This is a genomic window from Streptomyces sp. NPDC087787 (genome assembly GCF_044743035.1).
In the GTDB taxonomy this organism is placed as follows: domain Bacteria; phylum Actinomycetota; class Actinomycetes; order Streptomycetales; family Streptomycetaceae; genus Streptomyces.
The window spans coordinates 226,578-244,615 of record NZ_JBIUVQ010000015.1; the positions used below are offsets into that span (position 1 = coordinate 226,578).

Genomic DNA, 18,038 nt, shown 5'->3' on the forward strand with positions numbered 1-18,038 from the left:
TGTCCGACAGGCCGAGGCGCTGGACAGGAATCTGCTGGTCGTCCAGAGCCGCCTCGGGGTTCGGCCCCCACCTGTCCGTGGTCGAGATGATCAGGCGATGAGCGAAGCCGCCCTTTCCGGAGGCGGTGAAGAACGAGTCGAGGTCGATCTTCTGGACCGTGTGATCCGGTTCATAGAACTTGCACTGGATCGCCCAGAGAGCGCCGGGTCTCGCGCTCCTGTGCCACGAGGTCGATGCCCAGGTCCCGCTGGTCGCCAGCCGCGCCCGGCCATTCGCCGTACATCCACACCCGGCTGAACTGCTCGCTCCACAGTGGGTCTGTACTGAGAAAGCGCACCATGAGCCGCTCGAAGGCGGTCCCGAGCTCGCGGTTGGTCGTCGACTTCTCGCGGATGACCCGGAGGACATCGTGCACGGTGGTGGTCACGAAGGCTCGCTCTCTGCTCAGCGCGCTATGACGGGAGACAGCGCCTTGGACTCGGGCGCTGCCCAAGAACAGTAGACCGAGCCACTGACACAGGCGGCCACGAGCCGCCCGCACCTCACGGTGTGACGGCGGTGCCGATGCCTCGCGGCGCGGGAATCGTCCCGTCGGCGACCAGCTCCGCGACGGCCTCGCCGTGGTTGCGGACCAGGTAGTCCATGGCGTGCTCGGTGGACGACTGGTACTCCAGACCCTCCCGGTAGAAGCGGAGCCGAGCCTCACAATCCTGGAAGAGCTCGCCCCATGTGCGTACCCAGATCCGGTAGGTCGGCTGGTTGAGGGCACAGCCGGGTGGATTCTGCGGCTGGTGCGCCAGCTCTCGAAGTGTGTCCGTCATGTCGTTGCCAATGAGCCAGAAGTCCCAGGTCGTGCGGGTGTCCCGGAACCTGTCGTCCTTCCGTACCGCTTGTGCGTAACTGCTGAGCTGCTCGAATTCTGCTGAGCCCAGAACGAGCCCCGGGCGTTTCAGCTCCACCACCAGGTGGTGCCGTTCGTCGCGACGGTGACGGGATACCCGCGACAGCATCAGGTCGACGATGCCGCGGCGCCCGTCGGGACGCAGCACCGGGGCTCTGGTCGGCCCTTCGTGGCCGAGCAGATGGCAGTGTTGGAGCAGCACCTCGTTGAGGCTGCGATCGCTTACATGCAGGTTGTACTCCTCACCGAAGACCCAGCACTCGTTCTCCAGGATTCGGTGAAGTTCCGCACGCTCCTTCACACGGTCCTTCGCTTCGGGGTCGAAGACGAGATGCTCAAGGGCGGCGAGAAAGTCGAGCCGGTTCGTCGCCGCCGTCGACGCCTTGACGAGAGCCGACAAGGGGGTGCGGTCGAGGAGCCGGCTGAGCTGTTCCCGCTCCTGCTTGGACAGGCTGAACAGTTCCTCCGCGATGCGCAGGACATCCGAGGGTTCATGCGCGAGCACGGATTGCAGCAGCGTAAAGACGGTCTTCCGGGTACCGGTGGACTTGGGCAGATGGCGGAAGACGGTCGTGGCCACCGCGTCGAAAGTCTCACGTTCGGCCCGCTCACGGGCGTTGGTCGGCCGGTGGGCGTACGGGTAGATGCCCTCCCGCTGCCATTCGGCGACCTGCTCGTGGCGCCGTTCGTCCACACGGGCGCGAAAGTGTGTGCGCAGCTGGTCGCGGGCTGCCGCGAGCACTTCGGTCAGGGGGCCGTCCGACGTCCAGTCGGTGAAGGCGAGATCCTCGGAGTCGACGTCGTCGAAGCCGGGCCAGCTCAAGTGCGCCGTGAACTCGAAGCCGGGGGCCTGAATGCCCGGCTTCAACTGGGCCCGTGACATGCCCTCGCCGTCGCAGAGGAAGAGCGCACGGGTGACAGGCCTGCGCCACTCCACGATCCTCAACCGTGCGGGTTCGTCGTTCCGGCCGGAAGAAGACGGCAGGACGTAGTCTCGTGCGTGCAACTGCTCCGCCGCCGGATCGAGGTCACGGCCGTCGTACTCGATGCGCACGTCCGGGTATCTCTCCAGGTACGTGGCGAAGGCGGTGGTGAGCGACGATCTGGCGCGCTCGTCGGCGAGTACGTCCAGTTCCTCTCCGCCGAAAGCCTCGAAGAGCGTGCCCGTGGGCTCGTCCATCGGCTCCGGGTCACCGATGTCGAACTCGTCCATGGAATGCCTGTCGGCCTCGATGACAAGCTGCTTGCGGCCCTGGGGGGTCTCGCTCACGCTGGTCCAGCGGATCAGGGTGCCCAGCGCAAAGGCGCGAACCCTGCCCCGCCCGTTCTTGCCGTGCAGAGCGCGGTTCCTGGCCGGGGTGCCCGTGGCCCGCTTCTTCCAGGACGAGCCGATGGGCCGAAAGTACTCCTCGCAGTGATCCGCGGACATCCCACAGCCGTCGTCCTGGACCCGGACCCGGTCCACGCCGCCGAGGTCGTTGCGCTCCAGCATGACGACGACGTGCCCGGCATCCGCGTCGAGGGCGTTCCAGACCAGCTCTTCGACCGCGCCGACGGGGTCCCGAAGACGTGCCAGTTCGGCGACGTGTTCCCGGCTGGTCTCCAGCCGCACCTTGACCATGGTGTGGGCCCTCCTGGCGTACGCGCTTGGTGGGAGGTCAGTGTGCCCTGTCGCGCCGTGGGACGTGCGGAGGTCCAGAGAGACAGACACGTACGAGGGCTGAGGGGGTGGGGAGGGCCCAGGAGGGGTGGCGGCTTCCGGGACACGCCCTACTGGTTTGACGTGCGTCACCCGCGGGGTAATATCCCCGGCCCGATTGGCCAGGCCGCCGTCCGCTGTGGCAGACTGTCCGAGTTGCTCGGTCGAGCGTTGATGCTGCACGCCTCCCGTCGGGAGGACCGGAAGCGAGTCCCACGGTACTCGTCGCCCTAACTGCCTCACGGCAGCGCTGGGGCGGACGTACGGGAATCTTCCGGGAAGTGTGGGCGCGGCGCCGGCCAGGCACCCGGTGGGCCTTCGCCCCCGGCTCGCGGAACCGGTGGGGACCGTGCGCAATCCCGATGGGATGTTCGAAACAAGGGGCATCCATGTCAGCGGGAGCGCGACACGCCCGACCGCGTGGGTCGGAGAGGGCCAAGGGAGCGCCGGGTTCCAGAGCGTAAGAAGAGACAGGACTACGGAGTAGCCATGGCGGGACAGAAGATCCGCATCCGGCTCAAGGCCTACGACCACGAGGTCATCGACTCTTCGGCGAAGAAGATCGTCGAGACGGTGACCCGTACTGGTGCGTCGGTCGCGGGCCCGGTGCCGCTGCCCACTGAGAAGAACGTGTACTGCGTCATCAAGTCGCCGCACAAGTACAAGGACTCGCGCGAGCACTTCGAGATGCGCACGCACAAGCGCCTGATCGACATCCTCGACCCGACCCCCAAGACCGTTGACTCTCTGATGCGACTCGACCTCCCGGCCGGTGTCGACATCGAGATCAAGCTCTGAGGCCGGTGATCTGAGAGATGGCAAAGCAGATCAAGGGCATCCTGGGCGAGAAGCTCGGCATGACGCAGGTGTGGGACGAGAACAACCGTGTCGTCCCGGTCACCGTCGTCAAGGCCGGCCCCAACGTCGTCACCCAGGTTCGTACGAACGACGTCGACGGCTACGAGTCGGTCCAGATCGCCTTCGGCGAGATCGACCCGCGCAAGGTGAACAAGCCCCTCAAGGGCCACTTCGCCAAGGCCGACGTCACCCCCCGTCGTCACCTCGTCGAGATCCGCACCGCGGACGCCGCCGAGTACACCCTCGGCCAGCAGATCACCGCTGAGGTGTTCGAGGCCGGCGTGAAGGTCGACGTCACCGGCAAGAGCAAGGGCAAGGGCTTCGCCGGTGTCATGAAGCGCCACAACTTCCGTGGCCTCGGCGCCGGACACGGCACCCAGCGCAAGCACCGCTCGCCCGGTTCCATCGGCGGCTGCGCCACCCCGGGCCGTGTGTTCAAGGGCCTCCGCATGGCGGGTCGCATGGGCAACGAGCGGGTCACCACCCAGAACCTGACCGTCCACGCCGTTGACGCGGAGAAGGGTCTGCTGCTCATCAAGGGCGCGGTTCCCGGTCCGAACGGCGGCCTCGTCCTGGTCCGCACCGCGGCCAAGGGGGCCTGAGGTAACCGATGAGCACTGTTGACATCCTTTCGCCTGCCGGCGAGAAGACCGGAAGCGTCGAGCTCCCCGCGGAGATCTTCGGCGTGGAGAAGATCAGCATCCCGCTGATCCACCAGGTCGTCGTCGCGCAGAACGCCGCTGCCCGCCAGGGCACGCACAAGACCAAGCGTCGCGGTGAAGTCCGTGGTGGCGGCAAGAAGCCGTACCGCCAGAAGGGCACCGGTCGCGCCCGTCAGGGTTCGACCCGCGCGCCGCAGTTCGCCGGCGGTGGCGTCGTCCACGGCCCGCAGCCGCGTGACTACTCCCAGCGGACCCCGAAGAAGATGAAGGCCGCGGCCCTGCGCCACGCCCTCACCGACCGGGCCCGCCACAGCCGTATCCACGTCGTCACCGGCGTGGTCGAGGGCGAGACCCCCTCCACGAAGTCCGCCAGGACGCTGTTCGGCAAGATCTCGGAGCGCAAGAACCTGCTCCTGGTCGTCGACCGCGCCGACGAGGCCGCGTGGCTGTCCGCCCGCAACCTGCCCCAGGTCCACATCCTGGAGCCGGGCCAGCTGAACACGTACGACGTTCTCGTCTCGGACGACGTGGTCTTCACCCAGGCCGCTTTCGAGTCCTTCGTCGCCGGCCCGAACAAGGCCAACGACAACGAAGGGAGCGAGGCCTGATGGCTACGCGTCACCCGAGCATCGCCTCGAAGGCTGCCAAGGCCGCCAAGGCCGCGCGTGTCGCCAAGGCGCGCCGCCACGCCGCCGAGGGCAAGAACACCGTCGAGACCCCGCTGAGCAAGTCGTACACGGACCCCCGTGACGTTCTGCTCAAGCCGGTCGTCTCGGAGAAGAGCTACGCGCTCCTCGACGAGAACAAGTACACGTTCATCGTCGACCCGAACGCCAACAAGACCCAGATCAAGCAGGCCGTGCAGGCGGTCTTCGAGGTCAAGGTCACCGGGGTCAACACGATCAACCGCCAGGGCAAGCGCAAGCGCACCAAGACCGGCTTCGGTCAGCGCTCCGCCACCAAGCGCGCGATCGTGACCCTCGCCGAGGGCGACCGTATCGACATCTTCGGCGGTCCGACCGCCTGACGGCGGTCCGGATCGTCCGATATCGGACGAGGACTGAGAAATGGGAATCCGCAAGTACAAGCCGACTACGCCGGGCCGTCGTGGCGCCAGCGTCGCCGACTTCGTCGAGGTCACGCGGTCCACGCCGGAGAAGTCGCTGGTCCGTCCCCTGCACAGCAAGGGCGGCCGTAACAATTCCGGTCGTGTGACCGTTCGCCACCAGGGTGGCGGACACAAGCGCGCCTACCGTGTGATCGACTTCCGTCGTCACGACAAGGACGGCGTGCCGGCGAAGGTCGCGCACATCGAGTACGACCCCAACCGCACCGCGCGCATCGCGCTGCTGCACTACGCCGACGGCGAGAAGCGCTACATCCTCGCCCCGCGCAACCTGCAGCAGGGCGACCGTGTGGAGAACGGTCCCGGGGCCGACATCAAGCCGGGCAACAACCTGGCCCTCCGCAACATCCCGGTCGGTACCACGATCCACGCGATCGAGCTCCGTCCCGGTGGCGGTGCCAAGTTCGCCCGCTCCGCCGGTGCCTCCGTGCAGCTGCTCGCGAAGGAGGGCACGATGGCCCACCTCCGCATGCCCTCCGGTGAGATCCGCCTGGTCGACCAGCGCTGCCGCGCCACGGTCGGCGAGGTCGGCAACGCCGAGCAGAGCAACATCAACTGGGGCAAGGCCGGCCGTAAGCGGTGGCTGGGCGTCCGCCCGACCGTCCGTGGTGTGGTCATGAACCCGGTGGACCACCCGCACGGTGGTGGTGAGGGCCGGACCTCCGGTGGCCGTCACCCGGTGTCCCCGTGGGGCAAGAAGGAAGGCCGTACTCGTTCGCCCAAGAAGGCGTCGAACAAGTACATCGTCCGCCGCCGCAAGACGAACAAGAAGCGCTAAGGACGGGTTGAGATGCCGCGTAGCTTGAAGAAGGGGCCCTTCGTCGACGACCACCTGAGCAAGAAGGTGGACGCGCAGAACGAAGCCGGTACCAAGAACGTCATCAAGACCTGGTCCCGCCGCTCGATGATCGTCCCGGCCATGCTGGGGCACACGATCGCGGTGCACAACGGCAAGACCCACATCCCGGTGTTCGTCACCGAGTCGATGGTCGGCCACAAGCTCGGCGAGTTCTCGCCGACGCGCACCTTCCGGGGTCACGTCAAGGACGACCGGAAGTCGAAGCGCCGCTAGTCAGCGGGGTGAAAGACCATGACGAACGTGTCAAACACTGAAGGGACAACCATGGAAGCCAGGGCCCAGGCGCGGTACATCCGCGTCACGCCCATGAAGGCCCGCCGTGTGGTGGACCTCATCCGTGGCATGGACGCCACGGAGGCTCAGGCGGTCCTGCGTTTCGCCCCGCAGGCCGCGAGCGTGCCGGTCGGCAAGGTGCTGGACAGCGCCATCGCCAACGCCGCGCACAACTACGACCACACCGACGTCGACAGCCTCTACATCGCCGAGGCGTACGTCGACGAGGGTCCGACCCTGAAGCGGTTCCGGCCGCGTGCCCAGGGCCGTGCCTACCGGATCCGCAAGCGGACCAGCCACATCACCGTGGTCGTCAGCAGCAAGGAAGGAACCCGGTAATGGGCCAGAAGGTAAACCCGCATGGGTTCCGGCTCGGTGTCACGACCGACTTCAAGTCGCGTTGGTACGCCGACAAGCTGTACAAGGACTACGTCAAGGAAGACGTCGCCATCCGTCGGATGATGACGTCCGGCATGGAGCGCGCCGGCATCTCCAAGGTGGAGATCGAGCGCACCCGTGACCGTGTCCGCGTGGACATCCACACCGCGCGTCCGGGCATCGTCATCGGCCGCCGTGGCGCCGAGGCCGACCGCATCCGCGGCGACCTCGAGAAGCTCACGGGCAAGCAGGTCCAGCTGAACATCCTCGAGGTCAAGAACCCCGAGACGGACGCTCAGCTCGTGGCCCAGGCCGTTGCCGAGCAGCTCTCCTCCCGCGTCTCCTTCCGCCGTGCCATGCGCAAGAGCATGCAGTCGGCGATGAAGGCCGGCGCCAAGGGCATCAAGATCCAGTGCGGTGGCCGCCTCGGCGGCGCCGAGATGTCCCGCTCGGAGTTCTACCGCGAGGGCCGTGTGCCCCTGCACACGCTCCGCGCGAACGTGGACTACGGCTTCTTCGAGGCCAAGACGACCTTCGGCCGCATCGGTGTGAAGGTCTGGATCTACAAGGGCGACGTCAAGAACATCGCCGAGGTCCGCGCCGAGAACGCCGCCGCCCGTGCGGGCAACCGCCCGGCCCGTGGTGGCGCCGACCGCCCGGCCCGTGGTGGCCGTGGTGGCGAGCGGCGCGGTCGCAAGCCGCAGCAGCAGTCGGCTCCGGCCGCCGAGGCCCCCAAGGCCGACGCCCCGGCCGCTGCCGCTCCGGCTGAGAGCACCGGAACGGAGGCCTGACCGAAATGCTGATCCCCCGTAGGGTCAAGCACCGCAAGCAGCACCACCCGAAGCGCAACGGTATGTCCAAGGGTGGAACGCAGGTTGCGTTCGGCGAGTACGGCATCCAGGCGCTGACCCCGGCCTACGTGACGAACCGCCAGATCGAGGCGGCTCGTATCGCGATGACCCGCCACATCAAGCGTGGCGGCAAGGTCTGGATCAACATCTACCCGGACCGTCCGCTGACCAAGAAGCCGGCCGAGACCCGCATGGGTTCCGGTAAGGGTTCGCCGGAGTGGTGGATCGCGAACGTCAAGCCCGGTCGGGTGATGTTCGAGCTGTCCTACCCGAACGAGAAGATCGCCCGTGAGGCGCTGACTCGTGCGGCCCACAAGCTGCCGATGAAGTGCCGGATCGTCAAGCGCGAGGCAGGTGAAGCGTGATGTCGGCCGGTACCAAGGCGTCCGAGCTGCGCGAGCTGGGCAACGAGGAGCTTCTTGGAAAGCTCCGCGAGGCCAAGGAAGAGCTGTTCAACCTCCGTTTCCAGGCGGCGACCGGGCAGCTCGAGAACCACGGCCGTCTCAAGGCGGTCCGCAAGGACATCGCGCGGATCTACACCCTGATGCGCGAGCGTGAGCTGGGCATCGAAACGGTGGAGAACGCCTGATGAGCGAGAAGAACGTGACTGAGAACGCAGAGGCGCGCGGCTTCCGCAAGACCCGTGAGGGTCTCGTCGTCAGCGACAAGATGGACAAGACCGTCGTCGTCGCCGTCGAGGACCGTGTCAAGCACGCGCTGTACGGCAAGGTCATCCGCCGTACCGAGAAGCTCAAGGCGCACGACGAGCAGAACGCCGCGGGCGTCGGCGACCGTGTCCTCCTGATGGAGACCCGGCCGCTGTCCGCGACGAAGCGCTGGCGCGTCGTCGAGATCCTCGAGAAGGCGAAGTAAGAAGCGGGGGCACCGCCCCCGCTGACCCTCGCTGGGGACGACGCCCCGGGCCCCGGCCCGGCGAAGTCCCCGGCGCGGGTTCCCGCCTCCCCGAGACACCAGTAATTTCCTGCGGGAGCTACCCGCAGGACGGTTCCGCCAGGCTCGGCGAAGGCACGTGAGTCACTCACGGCCCTCCCCGGGAACCGGCAGACAATCAGGAGATAGACGTGATCCAGCAGGAGTCGCGACTGCGTGTCGCCGACAACACTGGTGCGAAGGAGATCCTTTGCATCCGTGTGCTCGGTGGCTCCGGTCGCCGCTACGCGGGCATCGGTGACGTCATCGTCGCCACCGTCAAGGACGCGATCCCCGGTGGCAACGTGAAGAAGGGTGACGTCGTCAAGGCGGTCATCGTTCGCACCGTCAAGGAGCGCCGCCGTCCGGACGGCTCGTACATCCGCTTCGACGAGAACGCCGCCGTCATTCTGAAGAACGACGGCGACCCTCGCGGCACCCGCATCTTCGGCCCGGTCGGCCGTGAGCTGCGCGAGAAGAAGTTCATGAAGATCATCTCGCTCGCGCCGGAGGTGCTGTAAGCATGAAGATCAAGAAGGGCGACCTGGTCCAGGTCATCACCGGCAAGGACAAGGGCAAGCAGGGCAAGGTCATTGCCGCTTTCCCGCGCGAGGATCGCGTCCTGGTCGAGGGTGTCAACCGGGTCAAGAAGCACACCAAGGCCGGCCCGACCGCCCGCGGTTCGCAGGCCGGCGGCATCGTCACGACCGAGGCGCCCGTCCACGTCTCCAACGTCCAGCTGGTCGTTGAGAAGGACGGCAACAAGGTCGTCACGCGTGTCGGTTACCGCTTCGACGACGAAGGCAACAAGATCCGCGTTGCCAAGCGGACGGGTGAGGACATCTGATGGCTACCACCACCACTCCGCGTCTGAAGCAGAAGTACCGCGAGGAGATCGCGGGCAAGATGCGTGACGAGTTCAAGTACGAGAACGTCATGCAGATTCCCGGTCTCGTCAAGATCGTGGTCAACATGGGTGTGGGCGACGCCGCCCGCGACTCCAAGCTGATCGATGGCGCCATCCGCGACCTCACCACGATCACCGGCCAGAAGCCGCAGGTCACCAAGGCCCGCAAGTCCATCGCGCAGTTCAAGCTGCGTGAGGGCCAGCCGATCGGTGCCCACGTCACGCTCCGTGGCGACCGCATGTGGGAGTTCCTGGACCGCACCCTGTCGCTCGCGCTGCCGCGCATCCGCGACTTCCGCGGCCTGTCCCCCAAGCAGTTCGACGGCCGTGGCAACTACACCTTCGGTCTCACCGAGCAGGTCATGTTCCACGAGATCGACCAGGACAAGATCGACCGCGTCCGGGGTATGGACATCACCGTGGTCACCACGGCGACCAACGACGCTGAGGGCCGCGCGCTCCTTCGTCACCTCGGCTTCCCGTTCAAGGAGGCGTGAGCGAGATGGCGAAGAAGGCTCTGATCGCTAAGGCTGCTCGCAAGCCCAAGTTCGGGGTGCGTGGCTACACCCGCTGCCAGCGCTGTGGCCGTCCGCACTCCGTGTACCGCAAGTTCGGCCTGTGCCGCGTGTGCCTTCGTGAGATGGCTCACCGTGGCGAGCTGCCGGGCGTGACCAAGAGCTCCTGGTAACAGCCCACTTGGGTTGAAGCAGGACTCTCGGTAAGCAACTGGGGTCGGCAGGAGGCCCACCTCACATGCCTTAGGCTTGTGGGGTTGGGCGCCTGCCGCGCCCTTACGACTTACTACGCCGTAGGTCCACCGCGCCGCACCCGTCCCGTCTCGGATCGGGGAGAGGGATGGCGCACCAGGAAACCCCGGCGAGAGAGGCCGAAGGCCAATTCATGACCATGACTGATCCGATCGCAGACATGCTTACGCGTCTGCGGAACGCGAACTCGGCATACCACGACAGCGTGTCGATGCCGCACTCGAAGATCAAGTCGCACATCGCGGAGATCCTCCAGCAGGAGGGCTTCATCACGGGCTGGAAGGTCGAGGACGCCGAGGTCGGCAAGAACCTCGTCCTGGAGCTGAAGTTCGGCCCCAACCGTGAGCGCTCCATCGCGGGCATCAAGCGGATCTCCAAGCCCGGTCTCCGGGTGTACGCGAAGTCCACCAACCTGCCGAAGGTGCTCGGCGGCCTCGGCGTGGCGATCATCTCCACGTCCTACGGGCTCCTCACCGACAAGCAGGCCGGCAAGAAGGGCGTGGGTGGGGAAGTCCTCGCCTACGTCTGGTAGCGGAAGGGAACGGAGGAAACAGCTATGTCGCGCATCGGCAAGCTCCCCATCGCGGTTCCCGCCGGCGTGGACGTCACCATCGACGGCCGTACGGTCGCGGTCAAGGGCCCCAAGGGCACGCTGACCCACACCGTCGTGGCGCCGATCGAGATCGCCAAGGGCGAGGACGGCACCCTGCAGGTGACCCGCCCCAACGACGAGCGTCAGAACAAGGCCCTGCACGGCCTGTCCCGCACGCTGGTGGCGAACATGATCACCGGCGTGACCCAGGGTTACGTGAAGAAGCTCGAGATCAGCGGTGTCGGTTACCGCGTGACGGCCAAGGGTTCGAACCTGGAGTTCGCGCTCGGCTACAGCCACCCGATCACCGTCGAGGCGCCCGAGGGCATCACCTTCAAGGTGGAGACCCCGACCCGCTTCCAGGTCGAGGGCATCGACAAGCAGAAGGTCGGCGAGGTTGCGGCCAACATCCGCAAGCTGCGCAAGCCTGACCCGTACAAGGCCAAGGGCGTCAAGTACGAGGGCGAAGTCATCCGCCGCAAGGTCGGAAAGGCGGGTAAGTAAGCCATGGCATACGGGCAGAAGATCCTCAAGGGCGACGCCTACAAGCGCGCCGCGATCAAGCGCCGCCACATCCGGATCCGCAAGCGGATCGCCGGTACGGCGGAGCGTCCCCGTCTGGTCGTGACCCGCTCCAACCGCCACATCGTGGCGCAGGTGATCGACGACCTGAAGGGTCACACCCTGGCATCGGCGTCCACCCTGGACAACTCGATCCGCGGTGGCGAGAGCGACAAGTCGGCCCAGGCGAAGCAGGTCGGCGCCCTGGTCGCCGAGCGTGCCAAGGCCGCCGGTGTCGAGGCCGTCGTGTTCGACCGTGGTGGCAACCAGTACGCCGGGCGCATCGCCGCTCTGGCGGACGCCGCCCGCGAGGCCGGACTGAAGTTCTGAGTCGCCCGTCGCGGCAGCGACTTTTCGTTGCTGCGAGCTAGCGGAAACAGAGAGAGGTAATTCCAATGGCTGGACCCCAGCGCCGCGGTGGCGGTGCCGGTGGCGGCGAGCGGCGGGACCGGAAGGGCCGTGACGGCGGCGCAGCTGCCGCCGAGAAGACCGCGTACGTTGAGCGCGTCGTCGCGATCAACCGCGTCGCCAAGGTTGTGAAGGGTGGTCGTCGCTTCAGCTTCACCGCGCTGGTCGTGGTGGGCGACGGTGACGGCACCGTGGGTGTCGGATACGGCAAGGCCAAGGAGGTGCCGGCCGCCATCGCCAAGGGTGTTGAGGAGGCCAAGAAGCACTTCTTCAAGGTCCCCCGGATCCAGGGCACCATCCCGCACCCGATCCAGGGTGAGAAGGCTGCCGGCGTCGTGCTGCTCAAGCCCGCCTCCCCGGGTACCGGCGTTATCGCCGGCGGCCCGGTGCGTGCCGTGCTCGAGTGCGCCGGTATCCACGACATCCTGTCGAAGTCGCTCGGCTCCGACAACCAGATCAACATCGTGCACGCGACCGTGGAGGCCCTGAAGGGCCTGCAGCGTCCCGAGGAGGTCGCGGCCCGCCGCGGTCTGCCGCTGGAGGACGTGGCCCCCGCGGCCCTGCTCCGTGCGCGTGCCGGGGCGGGTGCGTGATGGCGCAGCTCAAGATCACGCAGGTCAAGTCCTACATCGGCAGCAAGCAGAACCACCGTGACACCCTGCGTTCGCTCGGGCTCAAGAAGCTCGGCGACGTGGTCGTCAAGGAGGACCGCCCCGAGTTCCGCGGAATGGTGCACACCGTCCGCCACCTCGTGACGGTCGAGGAGGTCGACTGATCATGGCGGAGCAGAACCCGCTGAAGATCCACAACCTCCGTCCCGCCCCGGGCGCCAAGACCGCCAAGACCCGTGTGGGTCGTGGTGAGGCGTCCAAGGGTAAGACGGCCGGTCGTGGTACCAAGGGCACCAAGGCCCGCTACCAGGTTCCGGAGCGCTTCGAGGGCGGCCAGATGCCGCTGCACATGCGCCTCCCGAAGCTGAAGGGCTTCAAGAACCCGTTCAAGACCGAGTTCCAGGTCGTGAACCTCGACAAGCTGGCCGCGCTCTACCCCGAGGGTGGCGAGGTCACGGTCGAGGACCTGGTGGCCAAGGGTGCCGTTCGCAAGAACAGCCTCGTCAAGGTCCTCGGCCAGGGCGAGGTCTCCGTGGCGCTGCAGGTGACGGTGGACGCCGTCTCCGGCTCCGCCAAGGAGAAGATCACCGCCGCCGGCGGTTCTGTCACCGAGCTCGTCTGAGCCCGATGACGTAAAGCAGTCCCGACCGGGGGTACCTCACAACGAGGTATCCCCGGTTGGTCGTTTTCAGGGAGGCAGTGTCGCCGGTAAGGTGGCCTGCACCGTTCTTTATCGTCGAACCTCAAGACCGTCACCCTGACGCACTTGCGCGGGGGTCGCAGGAGGCACCGTGCTTACCGGCTTCGCCCGGGCGTTCAGGACGCCCGACCTGCGCAAGAAGCTGCTCTTCACGCTCGGCATCATCGTGGTGTACCGCGTCGGTACCCACATCCCGATCCCGGGTGTCAACTACAAGGCTGTTCAGCAGTGCGTCAGCGAGGCCTCGGGCAACCAGGGCCTCTTCGGCCTGGTGAACATGTTCAGCGGCGGTGCGCTGCTGCAGATCACGATCTTCGCCCTGGGCATCATGCCGTACATCACGGCGAGCATCATCCTTCAGCTGCTGACCGTGGTGATCCCGCGGTTGGAGGCCCTCAAGAAGGAGGGCCAGAGCGGCACCGCGAAGATCACCCAGTACACCCGTTACCTGACGGTGGCGCTGGCCATCCTCCAGGGCACGGGCCTGGTGGCGACCGCCCGCAGCGGCGCCCTGTTCTCCGGGTGCTCGGCGGCCGGGAACATCGTCCCGGACCAGGCGATCTTCAACACGATCGTCATGGTGATCGTCATGACCGCCGGTACGGCCACGGTCATGTGGCTCGGTGAGCTCATCACCGACCGCGGCATCGGCAACGGCATGTCGATCCTGATGTTCATCTCGATCGCCGCCACGTTCCCGTCGGCGCTGTGGGCCATCAAGAAGCAGGGCAAGCTCGCCGAGGGCTGGATCGAATTCGGCACCGTCATTCTCGTCGGCCTGGTCATGGTCGGCCTGGTGGTCTTCGTCGAACAGGCCCAGCGCCGTATTCCGGTGCAGTACGCCAAGCGCATGATCGGCCGCCGTTCCTACGGTGGTACGTCGACGTACATCCCGCTGAAGGTCAACCAGGCGGGCGTGATCCCCGTCATCTTCGCTTCTTCGCTGCTCTACATTCCGGCGCTCATCGCTCAGTTCTCCGGGGGCAACTCCGGATGGAAGACCTGGGTTCAGCAGAACCTGACCAAGGGCGATCACCCGATCTACATCACCATGTACTTCCTGCTGATCGTGTTCTTCGCGTTCTTCTACGTGGCGATCTCCTTCAACCCCGAAGAAGTCGCCGACAACATGAAGAAGTATGGTGGCTTCATCCCGGGCATCCGGGCTGGCCGACCGACCGCTGAGTACCTTTCGTACGTGCTCAACCGGATCACCTGGCCGGGTTCGCTGTATCTGGGCCTGATCGCTCTCGTACCGACAATGGCGTTGGTCGGCTTCGGGGCGAACCAGAACTTCCCCTTCGGCGGGACCAGCATCCTCATCATCGTGGGTGTCGGACTCGAGACGGTGAAGCAGATCGAGAGCCAGCTCCAGCAGCGCAATTACGAAGGGTTCCTCCGCTGATGCGAATCGTCCTCGTCGGACCGCCGGGTGCTGGCAAGGGAACGCAGGCCACGCGCCTGGCCGAGAAGCTGCGTATTCCGCACATCTCCACGGGCGACCTGTTCCGCGCCAACATCAGCCGGCAGACGGAGCTCGGCAAGCTCGCGAAGTCCTACATGGACGCCGGAAACCTGGTGCCCGACGAGGTCACCATCGCGATGGCCAAGGACCGCATGGAGCAGCCCGACGCCGAGGGCGGCTTCCTGCTGGACGGTTTCCCGCGCAATGTGTCGCAGGCCGAGGCGCTGGACAAGCTGCTCCAGGGCGAGGGTATGAAGCTGGACGCGGTCCTCGACCTCGAGGTCCCCGAGGACGAGGTCGTCAAGCGCATCGCGGGTCGCCGCACCTGCCGCAACGACTCGGCGCACGTCTTCCACGAGACGTACAGCCCGCCGAAGAAGGAAGGCGTCTGCGACGTCTGCGGCGGTGAGCTGTACCAGCGCGACGACGACTCCGAGGAGACCGTACGCAAGCGCCTTGAGGTCTACCACACGCAGACCGAGCCGATCATCGGCTACTACCGGGCGCAGGGCCTGGTCGTGACGATCTCCTCGCTCGGTCCGGTGGACGAGATCACGCAGCGCGCGCTGGAGGCGCTCAAGCGCGACTGACCGCACTACTCGGCCGCGGTTCCCCATGGGAGCCGCGGCCGACGTGTGCGCGGGCAGGCTTTCGCTGCCCCGTATTCTTGAGGGTGTCCGTCTTCCTTCCGGTCCGAGAAAGGCCGTAGTCCCCATGGTGCAGATCAAGTCCCCCGAGCAGATCGCCAAGATGCGTGAGGCGGGGCTGGTCGTCGCCGCCATTCACGCGGCCACCCGGGAGGCGGCCGTGCCCGGGGCGACCACCAAGGACCTGGACCAGGTGGCCCGCAAGGTGCTCGCCGAGCACAACGCCAAGCCGAACTTCCTCGGCTACGGCGGCTTCCCGGCGACGATCTGCACCTCCGTCAACGAGGTCGTGGTGCACGGCATCCCCTCCGACGACGTCGTCCTCAAGGACGGGGACGTCATCTCCATCGACTGCGGCGCGATCATCGACGGCTGGCACGGCGACGCGGCCTTCACCGCGTTCGTCGGCTCCGGTCACTCCCCGGAGCTGATCGAGCTCTCCCGGGTGACCGAGGAGTCGATGTGGGCCGGCATCGCCGCCATGAAGCAGGGCAACCGCCTGGTGGACATCTCCCGGGCCGTCGAGACGTACATCCGCCGCCAGCCGAAGCCCGGCGGCGGCCGCTACGGGATCATCGAGGACTACGGCGGCCACGGCATCGGCACCGAGATGCACATGGACCCGCACCTGCTGAACTACGTCGACCGGCGGCGCGGCAAGGGTCCGAAGCTGGTTCCCGGCTTCTGCCTGGCCATCGAGCCGATGGTCTCCCTGGGCACCGCGAAGACCCAGGTCCTCGAGGACGACTGGACGGTCATCACCACGGACGGCACCTGGTCCTCCCACTGGGAGCACTCGGTGGCGCTGACCGAGCAGGGCCCGCTGGTCCTGACCTCCCCGGACGGCGGCCGGGCCAAGCTGGCCGAGCACGGCGTCACGGCGGCACCGGACCCGCTGGCCTGATAAGGGGCCCGCTCCCACGTCCGCCGGACCGGGCCGGACCCGGTCGCATGATGATCTCGGAGCTGGGGCAGACTTTCTCGATTCGTCTTTCGCAGAGGGCTGACGTAGACTGACTCGTCGGCTCTCATGTATTCGCATGTCCGCATGCGGAATATGGAGTCGATCAAGGTAGTCGATTCGAAGGGCGAAGCGTGGCCAAGAAGCAAGGTGCCATCGAGATCGAGGGCACTGTCGTCGAGTCTCTGCCGAACGCCATGTTCAAGGTCGAGCTCCAGAACGGCCACCAGGTCCTGGCACACATCAGCGGCAAGATGCGTATGCACTACATCCGCATCCTCCCTGACGACCGGGTCGTGGTGGAGCTGTCTCCGTACGACCTGACGCGTGGCCGGATCGTCTACCGGTACAAGTAGATCTTGCCCAGGCTCCACGTTCTGCGCGGGGCCGCCGGCAACTGACCCGGAGAACCTCACATCCCATGAAGGTCAAGCCGAGCGTCAAGAAGATCTGCGACAAGTGCAGGGTGATCCGCCGTCACGGCCGGGTCATGGTCATCTGCGACAACCCGCGCCACAAGCAGCGCCAGGGCTGACGCACAACCGACCGAACCCTCTGCACTCCCTTCGCAGAGATTCGCGCGACGCGAGCTGAATTGTTCATACGCAGGACCCGAGCCCAGCGCGGCTCGACACCCCCGGTTCGGAGGCCGGGGACCCGGTTCGTACCTCGTACGGCGGCCGGGAGACGGTCCTGCGGAAGACCTCCGAAGATCAACTGGAGCCATTGAATGGCACGCGTTTCCGGTGTTGACATCCCGCGCGACAAGCGCGTGGAGGTCGCCCTCACCTACGTGTTCGGCATCGGCCGGACCTTGTCCCAGCAGACGCTGGCCGCCACCGACATCGACCCGAACACCCGCGTTCGCGACCTCTCCGAGGAGCAGCTCGTCGCGATCCGTGAGTTCGTCGACAACAACATCAAGACCGAGGGTGACCTCCGTCGCGAGATCCAGGCCGACATCCGCCGCAAGGTCGAGATCGGCTGCTACCAGGGTCTGCGTCACCGCCGCGGCCTGCCCGTCCGCGGTCAGCGCACCAGCACCAACGCCCGCACCCGCAAGGGCCCGCGTCGCGCCATCGCCGGCAAGAAGAAGCCGGGCAAGAAGTAGTCCTCAGCGGACAACGCTTCATCAGCGGTCTTCGCTGTAGGACCGACCACCTCCCCGTAGGAGTTTGTAGATGCCCCCCAAGGGTCGTCAGGGCGCTGCCAAGAAGGTGCGCCGCAAGGAAAAGAAGAACGTCGCTCACGGCCACGCGCACATCAAGAGCACGTTCAACAACACGATCGTCTCCATCACGGACCCGTCGGGCAACGTGATCTCCTGGGCCTCCGCCGGCCACGTCGGCTTCAAGGGCTCCCGGAAGTCCACGCCGTTCGCCGCGCAGATGGCCGCCGAGTCGGCCGCCCGCCGCGCCCAGGAGCACGGCATGCGCAAGGTCGACGTGTTCGTCAAGGGCCCGGGCTCCGGTCGTGAGACCGCGATCCGCTCCCTGCAGGCCACGGGCCTCGAGGTCGGCTCCATCCAGGACGTCACCCCGACCCCGCACAACGGCTGCCGCCCGCCGAAGCGTCGTCGCGTCTGACGCCGGCGCCTCAAGGGCTTGCTGTGCCTCCGGGCTTTCCGGCCGGGGGCGTGGGGGTTGTCCCCCACAGGTAACAGCCGGGCGGTACGGCCTTTGCGGTCGTGCCGCCCGTACCCTTGCAATACCCGCACCCTTTCGGTGCGGGGCCTGGTCGGGCGTCAAATAGCGGGCGCCCACGACTGAAGGATCTGATCCACTCATGCTGATCGCTCAGCGTCCCTCGTTGACCGAAGAGGTCGTCGACGAGTTCCGCTCCCGGTTCGTGATCGAGCCGCTGGAGCCGGGCTTCGGCTAC

30 protein-coding genes and 1 pseudogene are annotated in these 18,038 nt (G+C 66.5%); 28 read left to right on the forward strand and 3 right to left on the reverse strand.

Annotated features, from left to right (window positions below; all coding sequences use genetic code 11):
- Positions 1 to 58: 58 nt before the first annotated feature.
- The 3 genes and pseudogenes from ACIOWN_RS24230 to ACIOWN_RS24240 form a co-directional block, all read right to left on the reverse strand.
- Positions 59 to 259: pseudogene (locus ACIOWN_RS24230) on the reverse strand (hypothetical protein); the annotation flags it as partial.
- Positions 171 to 428: a hypothetical protein gene (locus ACIOWN_RS24235; RefSeq protein ID WP_362356899.1), complete on the reverse strand. Its 258-nt coding sequence runs from the start codon at positions 426 to 428 to the stop codon at positions 171 to 173. The gene ACIOWN_RS24235 and the pseudogene ACIOWN_RS24230, both read right to left, overlap by 89 nt.
- A 115-nt stretch (positions 429 to 543) precedes the next feature.
- Complete coding sequence (locus tag ACIOWN_RS24240; protein ID WP_401983320.1) at positions 544 to 2,523, reverse strand: ATP-binding protein; 1,980 nt, start codon at positions 2,521 to 2,523, stop codon at positions 544 to 546.
- A gap of 567 nt (positions 2,524 to 3,090) precedes the next feature.
- Here ACIOWN_RS24240 and rpsJ point away from each other — a divergent pair.
- From rpsJ to rpsK, 28 genes are all read left to right on the forward strand, one after another.
- Complete coding sequence (rpsJ, locus tag ACIOWN_RS24245; RefSeq protein ID WP_003948644.1) at positions 3,091 to 3,399, forward strand: 30S ribosomal protein S10; 309 nt, start codon at positions 3,091 to 3,093, stop codon at positions 3,397 to 3,399.
- Between the two features lie 17 nt (positions 3,400 to 3,416).
- A complete protein-coding gene (gene rplC, locus ACIOWN_RS24250; protein ID WP_358733867.1) occupies positions 3,417 to 4,061 on the forward strand; it encodes a 50S ribosomal protein L3 in 645 nt (214 codons plus the stop codon).
- 8 nt (positions 4,062 to 4,069) lie between these two features.
- Positions 4,070 to 4,729, forward strand: a complete 660-nt coding sequence (gene rplD / locus ACIOWN_RS24255) for a 50S ribosomal protein L4 (protein WP_358733868.1) — start codon at positions 4,070 to 4,072, stop codon at positions 4,727 to 4,729.
- Positions 4,729 to 5,148 carry a 50S ribosomal protein L23 gene (gene rplW, locus ACIOWN_RS24260; protein ID WP_100569742.1) on the forward strand — a complete coding sequence of 140 codons (420 nt, stop codon included), beginning with the start codon at positions 4,729 to 4,731 and terminating at the stop codon, positions 5,146 to 5,148. The genes rplD and rplW overlap by 1 nt, the downstream gene beginning before the upstream one ends.
- Positions 5,149 to 5,188: 40 nt before the next feature.
- Positions 5,189 to 6,025 (forward strand): 50S ribosomal protein L2, encoded by an 837-nt coding sequence (gene rplB / locus ACIOWN_RS24265; protein WP_100569743.1) that lies wholly within the window; start codon positions 5,189 to 5,191, stop codon positions 6,023 to 6,025.
- Between the two features lie 12 nt (positions 6,026 to 6,037).
- Positions 6,038 to 6,319 carry a 30S ribosomal protein S19 gene (gene rpsS, locus ACIOWN_RS24270; protein ID WP_276110735.1) on the forward strand — a complete coding sequence of 94 codons (282 nt, stop codon included), beginning with the start codon at positions 6,038 to 6,040 and terminating at the stop codon, positions 6,317 to 6,319.
- 51 nt (positions 6,320 to 6,370) lie between these two features.
- Positions 6,371 to 6,718, forward strand: a complete 348-nt coding sequence (gene rplV, locus ACIOWN_RS24275; protein WP_030936396.1) for a 50S ribosomal protein L22 — start codon at positions 6,371 to 6,373, stop codon at positions 6,716 to 6,718.
- A complete protein-coding gene (gene rpsC, locus ACIOWN_RS24280) occupies positions 6,718 to 7,548 on the forward strand; it encodes a 30S ribosomal protein S3 (RefSeq protein WP_100569745.1) in 831 nt (276 codons plus the stop codon). Before rplV ends, rpsC begins: the two co-directional genes overlap by 1 nt.
- 5 nt (positions 7,549 to 7,553) lie before the next feature.
- On the forward strand, positions 7,554 to 7,973 hold the full coding sequence (gene rplP / locus ACIOWN_RS24285; protein WP_009190136.1) for a 50S ribosomal protein L16: 420 nt from the start codon (positions 7,554 to 7,556) through the stop codon (positions 7,971 to 7,973).
- Entirely contained in the window at positions 7,973 to 8,197 is a 225-nt protein-coding gene (rpmC, locus tag ACIOWN_RS24290; RefSeq protein ID WP_018564811.1) for a 50S ribosomal protein L29, read from the forward strand. The genes rplP and rpmC overlap by 1 nt, the downstream gene beginning before the upstream one ends.
- A complete protein-coding gene (rpsQ, locus tag ACIOWN_RS24295) occupies positions 8,197 to 8,481 on the forward strand; it encodes a 30S ribosomal protein S17 (protein WP_100569747.1) in 285 nt (94 codons plus the stop codon). The genes rpmC and rpsQ overlap by 1 nt, the downstream gene beginning before the upstream one ends.
- Positions 8,482 to 8,690: 209 nt before the next feature.
- Positions 8,691 to 9,059, forward strand: coding sequence for a 50S ribosomal protein L14 (gene rplN, locus ACIOWN_RS24300; protein ID WP_003998823.1), 369 nt, complete (start codon positions 8,691 to 8,693; stop codon positions 9,057 to 9,059).
- A 2-nt stretch (positions 9,060 to 9,061) separates the two neighbouring features.
- Positions 9,062 to 9,385, forward strand: coding sequence for a 50S ribosomal protein L24 (gene rplX, locus ACIOWN_RS24305; RefSeq protein WP_052839850.1), 324 nt, complete (start codon positions 9,062 to 9,064; stop codon positions 9,383 to 9,385).
- Complete coding sequence (rplE, locus tag ACIOWN_RS24310; RefSeq protein WP_100569748.1) at positions 9,385 to 9,942, forward strand: 50S ribosomal protein L5; 558 nt, start codon at positions 9,385 to 9,387, stop codon at positions 9,940 to 9,942. The genes rplX and rplE overlap by 1 nt, the downstream gene beginning before the upstream one ends.
- 5 nt (positions 9,943 to 9,947) lie before the next feature.
- Positions 9,948 to 10,133: a type Z 30S ribosomal protein S14 gene (locus ACIOWN_RS24315; RefSeq protein WP_003948630.1), complete on the forward strand. Its 186-nt coding sequence runs from the start codon at positions 9,948 to 9,950 to the stop codon at positions 10,131 to 10,133.
- A gap of 212 nt (positions 10,134 to 10,345) precedes the next feature.
- Entirely contained in the window at positions 10,346 to 10,744 is a 399-nt protein-coding gene (rpsH, locus tag ACIOWN_RS24320; RefSeq protein WP_100569749.1) for a 30S ribosomal protein S8, read from the forward strand.
- Positions 10,745 to 10,768: 24 nt separating this feature from the next.
- Positions 10,769 to 11,308, forward strand: coding sequence for a 50S ribosomal protein L6 (rplF, locus tag ACIOWN_RS24325; RefSeq protein WP_358733878.1), 540 nt, complete (start codon positions 10,769 to 10,771; stop codon positions 11,306 to 11,308).
- A 3-nt stretch (positions 11,309 to 11,311) separates the two neighbouring features.
- On the forward strand, positions 11,312 to 11,695 hold the full coding sequence (gene rplR / locus ACIOWN_RS24330) for a 50S ribosomal protein L18 (protein WP_362356892.1): 384 nt from the start codon (positions 11,312 to 11,314) through the stop codon (positions 11,693 to 11,695).
- A gap of 65 nt (positions 11,696 to 11,760) precedes the next feature.
- Entirely contained in the window at positions 11,761 to 12,366 is a 606-nt protein-coding gene (gene rpsE / locus ACIOWN_RS24335; protein WP_073725073.1) for a 30S ribosomal protein S5, read from the forward strand.
- Positions 12,366 to 12,548, forward strand: a complete 183-nt coding sequence (rpmD, locus tag ACIOWN_RS24340) for a 50S ribosomal protein L30 (protein ID WP_361422424.1) — start codon at positions 12,366 to 12,368, stop codon at positions 12,546 to 12,548. Before rpsE ends, rpmD begins: the two co-directional genes overlap by 1 nt.
- A 2-nt stretch (positions 12,549 to 12,550) precedes the next feature.
- Positions 12,551 to 13,006 (forward strand): 50S ribosomal protein L15, encoded by a 456-nt coding sequence (gene rplO / locus ACIOWN_RS24345; RefSeq protein WP_361422427.1) that lies wholly within the window; start codon positions 12,551 to 12,553, stop codon positions 13,004 to 13,006.
- A 169-nt stretch (positions 13,007 to 13,175) separates the two neighbouring features.
- Entirely contained in the window at positions 13,176 to 14,489 is a 1,314-nt protein-coding gene (gene secY, locus ACIOWN_RS24350; RefSeq protein ID WP_362356890.1) for a preprotein translocase subunit SecY, read from the forward strand.
- A complete protein-coding gene (locus tag ACIOWN_RS24355; protein WP_362356888.1) occupies positions 14,489 to 15,139 on the forward strand; it encodes an adenylate kinase in 651 nt (216 codons plus the stop codon). Before secY ends, ACIOWN_RS24355 begins: the two co-directional genes overlap by 1 nt.
- A gap of 124 nt (positions 15,140 to 15,263) precedes the next feature.
- Complete coding sequence (map, locus tag ACIOWN_RS24360; RefSeq protein ID WP_362356886.1) at positions 15,264 to 16,100, forward strand: type I methionyl aminopeptidase; 837 nt, start codon at positions 15,264 to 15,266, stop codon at positions 16,098 to 16,100.
- A gap of 191 nt (positions 16,101 to 16,291) precedes the next feature.
- A complete protein-coding gene (infA, locus tag ACIOWN_RS24365; protein ID WP_003948620.1) occupies positions 16,292 to 16,513 on the forward strand; it encodes a translation initiation factor IF-1 in 222 nt (73 codons plus the stop codon).
- Positions 16,514 to 16,578: 65 nt separating this feature from the next.
- Positions 16,579 to 16,692: a 50S ribosomal protein L36 gene (rpmJ, locus tag ACIOWN_RS24370; protein WP_003974245.1), complete on the forward strand. Its 114-nt coding sequence runs from the start codon at positions 16,579 to 16,581 to the stop codon at positions 16,690 to 16,692.
- A 195-nt stretch (positions 16,693 to 16,887) separates the two neighbouring features.
- The gene (gene rpsM / locus ACIOWN_RS24375; RefSeq protein ID WP_362356884.1) at positions 16,888 to 17,268 is read left to right on the forward strand and encodes a 30S ribosomal protein S13; all 381 of its coding nucleotides are present in this window, start codon (positions 16,888 to 16,890) and stop codon (positions 17,266 to 17,268) included.
- A gap of 70 nt (positions 17,269 to 17,338) precedes the next feature.
- The gene (gene rpsK, locus ACIOWN_RS24380; protein WP_003956432.1) at positions 17,339 to 17,743 is read left to right on the forward strand and encodes a 30S ribosomal protein S11; all 405 of its coding nucleotides are present in this window, start codon (positions 17,339 to 17,341) and stop codon (positions 17,741 to 17,743) included.
- Positions 17,744 to 18,038: the final 295 nt, after the last annotated feature.